4 protein-coding genes are annotated in these 5,558 nt (G+C 43.9%); 3 read left to right on the top strand and 1 reads right to left on the bottom strand.

Features of this window, described 5'->3' with window-relative positions; genetic code table 11:
• Nucleotides 1–416: 416 nt before the first annotated feature.
• Entirely contained in the window at nt 417–1,286 is an 870-nt protein-coding gene (locus tag V2H45_RS24960; RefSeq protein ID WP_330486402.1) for a hypothetical protein, read from the top strand.
• A 211-nt stretch (nt 1,287–1,497) separates the two neighbouring features.
• On the opposite strand, the gene V2H45_RS24955 is transcribed toward V2H45_RS24960, so the two are convergent.
• A complete protein-coding gene (locus V2H45_RS24955; RefSeq protein WP_330486401.1) occupies nt 1,498–4,137 on the bottom strand; it encodes a CHAT domain-containing protein in 2,640 nt (879 codons plus the stop codon).
• 363 nt (nt 4,138–4,500) lie between these two features.
• Here V2H45_RS24955 and V2H45_RS24950 point away from each other — a divergent pair, with 363 nt between their 5' ends.
• Both V2H45_RS24950 and V2H45_RS24945 read left to right on the top strand, forming a co-directional pair.
• Nucleotides 4,501–4,896 carry a hypothetical protein gene (locus V2H45_RS24950; protein ID WP_330486400.1) on the top strand — a complete coding sequence of 132 codons (396 nt, stop codon included), beginning with the start codon at nt 4,501–4,503 and terminating at the stop codon, nt 4,894–4,896.
• Nucleotides 4,897–4,902: 6 nt separating this feature from the next.
• Nucleotides 4,903–5,553 carry a hypothetical protein gene (locus tag V2H45_RS24945; RefSeq protein ID WP_330486399.1) on the top strand — a complete coding sequence of 217 codons (651 nt, stop codon included), beginning with the start codon at nt 4,903–4,905 and terminating at the stop codon, nt 5,551–5,553.
• Nucleotides 5,554–5,558 lie beyond the last annotated feature (5 nt).

The raw sequence follows: 5,558 nt of genomic DNA, 5'->3' as shown, positions 1-5,558 counted from the left end.
TAGTCACTTAATATTCCTTTACATACTCTATCTTTTTCACGCCTACTTACTTACCGATGTCAAAAGGCGGTCTTACCACACTAGAAAATCTTCAAGTTTTGTCTCGTAAAGCTCACGCAGAAAAGACCCGATTAGAAAATTTAGAAAAATACTAGGCTGTTCGATCTAAATGGCTTTCTAACAATTCGTTGGCGCCGACTATATCAAGGTTATCTTTGAGAGCCAAAGTTTATCTCCTGCGACTCAATTTACTCCCATTAACAGCAAAGTAGTGGTATGAAACTTGGCTCTAGATTAAACACTCCATTGAAAACTAAAGTTGGGAAGCTGCGATCGCTCCAAAATTATAAACTGTCATTCTCGCGATCGCGCTTTATTGTAAGAAGGTAGAATAACAATTCTTGCAACTGCTGCTAATGAAATTAATTAAACGAACAGCAAACATCTTGACCATGCGGCATCTCCCTTGGGGAGAATGGCTAATTGGTGGCTTACTGATCTGCTTGGGAATTATCTTTCTATCGAACGCAGAATTGATAACAATATCCTGCACTCGTGACTTGCAGCAACCCACTCAAGGACAATGTACGTTAAGCAAATCTAATTGGTTGGGGCAAGTTCAAAGCCAACGCAGTTTGCAACTGCAACAGATTACAGGGGCAAGTTTCTTTCCTGTAGGTAGTAGTAAGGGTGGCACAATCTATCAGATTTATCTAAATACAGCAAAGGAACCAGTACCCTCTTCTATTAAATCAACGTACGAGAAGCATTTGCAGTCTGAGGTTGCGCGAATTCAAACTTTTCTGAAAAACGACCTACAATCGCAACTAACCTTGTGGGAGGACGATCGATTCCCCATGTATTTTATGTGCATGGTAATGGTAACAATCGCGGTAGGAATAAACATCTTATTGGGTGGGATTTCAACGCTTAGTCTTAATAAGATCACCAAGAAACTGACACTAAAAAAACAAGGTGGGTTAGGAACGTACATCTTTGAGTGTGACCTAAATCAAATTGACAGGGTTATCGCGAGCAGTAAATTTCTCTTGAGTGAATATCACATGGTGGTGATTGTGCTGAAAGCAGGTACAGCGTTGCAACAGACAAATGTACGGCAGGTACTCTTTTCGCTTTTCTTTCGAGGTATTGTAGGTTCAGTGCTAATTTTGCGTCTTCCATCTTTGTTTTTTAGCCGCAAAAGCGAATATGAACTCTGTGCAAAGCAAATTCTTGACTTTCTCCATGCAGGAGGCTATCTCAAAAAAAATGATGTCGAGAAATAATTTGCAAAGGCGATCGCATTTACATAATAGAACGCAGTTATCTAGTGGAGCAAAATCCGAATAACTATTTGCACAGTAAGGTATCTATACAGGTCTCTGGAATTTACAAACGAGACAGGTGAGTTTGGTTTTCTTGGTTCCATTAGAAATTGATTGCTGTTCGCGATCTGGAGACAACGCTATTGGCTTGGTAGGCGATCGCGATTCTGAACTATTGCCCATTGCCTATCAAGATAAAAGCAGACCAGTAATAGGGATGGCTAAATTTTGGGCTGCGAATTGTAGAAATTTGCGCTTGTCTCAATGCTTCGGCTTTGGTGAAATCCGATCGCTTCACATACTCATAAAAGGACTGCATCAAGGCTTGCGTGCCGCCATCAGAAACTGACCATAGCGAAGCGATGGCCGCTTTTGCCCCTGCCCTCTGTACTTGATAGCCAAAACCAAGAATCTCAACCCCATCGCCGAGTTTTCCTACACCTGTTTGACAAGCACTCAACACAATCAGGTCGATATTGCTCATCTTCCAATCGATAATCTCGCTTAGCCTCACCGTATCGCCATTCCCAAAGATGATAAACGAATTATCGGGATTGCCCAGATTGAACTCAGCATGGGTTGCAAGGTGCAGAATGTTATGATTTGACATCTGCGTTTCAGTAGCTGTCCGACTAAATTGTGCCTCAACCAAATTAACCGTATTGGGAAAGGTTTTGGTGATTTCGCTGACTTCCGCGATCGTAGCAGGTAGAGCAGCTTGCTTTGAGGTTGGATGACCTTTCCCAAAAGCTCCCGCAAGAATATGGGGGACGTTTTTAGGCTTTAGATCGAAGTCCGTGAGACTATAGGCAATCAGGTTGCTGATGCGATATTTCTCAACCAACCACTGTTTGCCATCATAGAGCGCCGCCAGCGGAATGTAGCGCAATAATCCATCAGGTGCATAGAGAACTGTGTCCGTTTTGGCTTGCGTGAGTTCGGCTTTGATCGGTTGGATCAGCAGGTCGTGGAGTTTTTTGCCTGAGCTTTTGATGTCTAGGGAAGTTGGATCGCGGATGTCGGATCTGAAGTCTTCTACGAGTTTTTCTAGATCGGCTTTTTTAATGGGTACAGTACGATGGATGGGAATGGTATTGGGCGAGAAGAGGATAATTTCTAAGCGATCGCTTAAAATCAACGGATAAAGCAGCACTGTCCCCTGCGGAATTTTTTGCAAGTACTCTGGAACCTTATTGATCTCTGCTTGCGGAATCTGCTGAATCTGATTTGCTAGATTGCGATTGAGTTCGGGGATCTTCTCAAAACTGACACCTGCCAACTGTCCACTGACTATTCTTTCTGGTTCTAAAAGCCTAACCCCCTGTGCCGTGCGATCGTTCCCTTTAATATTTTTAAGGAAGTCTTCGAGTTCTTGGACTTTAAGTAGGTCTAAGATTTGCAGTGCTTCCATGACGCGACCTTGTTTGACTAGGAGATCGGCAAGTCTGCGATAATTACCAGCAACCGTATTGAGGTAAGATTGCTGCTCTTCTTTTTTTAATCCTCGGATGTCTTGGCGAATGGATTCGCTGACATTGACCGATTGCTTATAGAAAACGATAGACAAATCGAGTTGGTTCTGTTTTTGTAACGCAAGCCCAATGTTACTCAGGGAAATTCTTTCACCATCACGGTTTTTGATTTTACGGGCAATGTCTAACCCTGACTTATGGTAGTCAATTGCTTTGGCATAATCGCCACGCACTTGGTAAATACCTCCCAAAAAATCTAGTGTTTCTCCTTCCCCAAGGCGATCGCCGATCTCTTGGGCAATCTTTAAACTGGACTCGTAGTATTGGATGGCTTTGTTATAATTGCCCTGAGCCTCGTAAGCACGACCTAGAAATCCTAGTGATTTTCCTTCCCCACGCCGATCGCTAATTTCCCGAGCTGCCTCTAAACTCGATTGATGATACTTTATCGCCTCATTATAGTCACCGAGGTCATAAAACACATTCCCTAAGTAACCCAGTGATTTTGCTTTACCCAGTCGATCCTTGATCCGAATCGCGATCGCTAAGCTCTGCTTGTAATAGTCGATTGATTTGGTATAGTTGCCCAGAGACCGATAAACAAGCCCTAAAAACCCTAGAGATTGTCCTTCCCCTCTCAAATCTTTAAGCTCGCGGGTAATCGCCAAACGTCTTTCTTGATATTCGATTGCCTTGGCATAGTGCCCTTGAGAACGATAGGCATTGCCAAGATTGCCCATCGCATTTCCTTCCCCTTGGCGATCTTTGATTTCGCGAGCAATGGCTAAGCGCTGCTCGTGATATTCGATCGCTTTCGCATAGTTGCCCTGAGCATAGTAATTCATGCCCAAATTACCTAAAGCCGATCCTTCGCCACGACGATCTTTAATCTCGCGGGTAATGACTAAACTTTGTGCGTGATATTCGATCGCTTTCGCATAGTTTCCACGCGTACGGTAGACAACCCCTAGATCGATCAGAGCTTGTCCTTCGCCACGGCGATCGCCAATCTCTCGCGCGATCGCTAAACTCTTTTGATTGGACGCGATCGCCTCATCATACTTCCCCAGCGCTTCGTAAACTTTTCCCAGACTGCCCAGGGTCGCGCTCTCACCCTGTCGATCTTTAATTTGCTGATAGAGCGTCAGTGCTTGCTGCCATGACTGTAAGGCTGACTCAAACTGGCTGACTAGATATTGTTGAGTCCCTTGCTTTAAAAGGAGATCTGCCTCAGTTTTACGCACTGCCGTCGTTTGTGCATGGGCACTTTCACTGCATAACGCTTGCACGGGCAAGCCAGCCAACATCAACGAGAGTAAAATCCCTAAGCTTTTACGCATAGCCGCAGACATTCTTTCGCACAAACATCAGATGACTTAAAAATATCAGAAAAATCGCCAGAATTACAGATTTACGCGGATTTAAAGATGGCATAGAGCAATCCTATGTGATCTATTAAGAGATTCATTCCTCTGCGTAAACCTGTAGGGGCAATTCATGAATTGCCCCTACGCACAAATCATTTAGGATTGCTATAGATTTTTCCTTTCTATTATGCGATCGATAGTAGGATTGATTTGTGAGAATTCAAAAGCTAGAATAGCGGCATTTAGCTGTTAACCCATAAGCTATGGGTTCTTTGAGCTACGCGTGACAGTGTAAATTGGAGATTATCTAGGTTTACCTCTTTGTGGAGAAATTGTATGGGATTAGCAGAACGGAGAGCAATCAAAGCCTTTTCAGAAGGACGTTATCTCAAGCTCAAGCAAGAAATCGATGCATTAGCTGGCTTTGAAGTACCCATTGAGGTAAATTGGGACTCGATCGCAACGGAAGGCTACGCTGAATTATACGAAGATGCATTCTACAAAGTCTATTTTCGTCCGCTGATTGATGCCTTGAAAGCGATCGCGATCGACGATCTGGGTAAGGAAGCCCTCAAGGAAGGACTCAAAAAAATTGTCATTGAAGACAGTGGCAGTAGTTGGCCGACCTTTCAGCTAGGTGTTTTAACATTGTCATACTATGCGGTTTCCAATCTAGATGATTGGATGGAACGCAAGAAAAACATTCAAACAGAACTTGAAAAAGGACTCTAGAGCTTTATGGCAGATCCAATTTTACGGTTACCTGCCAAAACAGTTGCTGCCCTCGTATCTGAGCTGAATGGCTTACAAGATCGATTTCGTTCGGGAGAGCAGCTAGAAATTCCTGAAATTACCCTGCTGTTAGATGCGGGGCATAGTCTTTCAGGTGTGATAGTTCAGATTACGAAATCATCTTCCTCTAACTTCCCTGAGCCAGATGCAACCCTACTGCTACAGCATCGGGATAATGCTATGAATATAAGCTATATTCCCATTGTCTCCATTCGCGGCATCACGGTGCACTATAACGATCGGAATTTACATTTGTTGTCTTCTGGCAAGATTAAACCATTTTCTGGCAAAGTTCCTTCTCGCCTTGAACTGGAGAGAAAGGCGCGATCGCTTTCCGAGTTACTTGCTGGGTTGGCGATCTCGATCGCATGGGACGAAATCCCCTGTTCTGACCAAGCGCTCCAAAGTCTTGACCTCATGCTCGCAGATCTAGAGAGTGTCATGATAGGCATTCAATCGGATGATATGGGGAGAACTTCACTACAAGGGCAAGTGGAACGGATTGAAATCAGGGTTGGTATGAAGGCGGAAGTCAGATTGCTGTCTCAGAGCGTGTTTGAGAAGTTTAGGGTAGAAAAAAAGCCCCCAAAGTTATAGGTTGT

The sequence above is a fragment of the Tumidithrix elongata BACA0141 genome (assembly GCF_036349135.1).
Lineage (GTDB): Bacteria > Cyanobacteriota > Cyanobacteriia > Pseudanabaenales > Pseudanabaenaceae > Tumidithrix > Tumidithrix elongata.
This window is presented reverse-complemented; position numbering and strand designations above follow the sequence as displayed.

Coding starts and splice junctions, on each gene's coding strand:
- V2H45_RS24955 (WP_330486401.1), bottom strand. CDS start 4,137: ATGCGTAAAAGCTTAGGGATTTTACTCTCGTTGATGTTGGCTGGCTTG.
- V2H45_RS24945 (WP_330486399.1), top strand. CDS start 4,903: ATGGCAGATCCAATTTTACGGTTACCTGCCAAAACAGTTGCTGCCCTC.
- V2H45_RS24960 (WP_330486402.1), top strand. CDS start 417: ATGAAATTAATTAAACGAACAGCAAACATCTTGACCATGCGGCATCTC.
- V2H45_RS24950 (WP_330486400.1), top strand. CDS start 4,501: ATGGGATTAGCAGAACGGAGAGCAATCAAAGCCTTTTCAGAAGGACGT.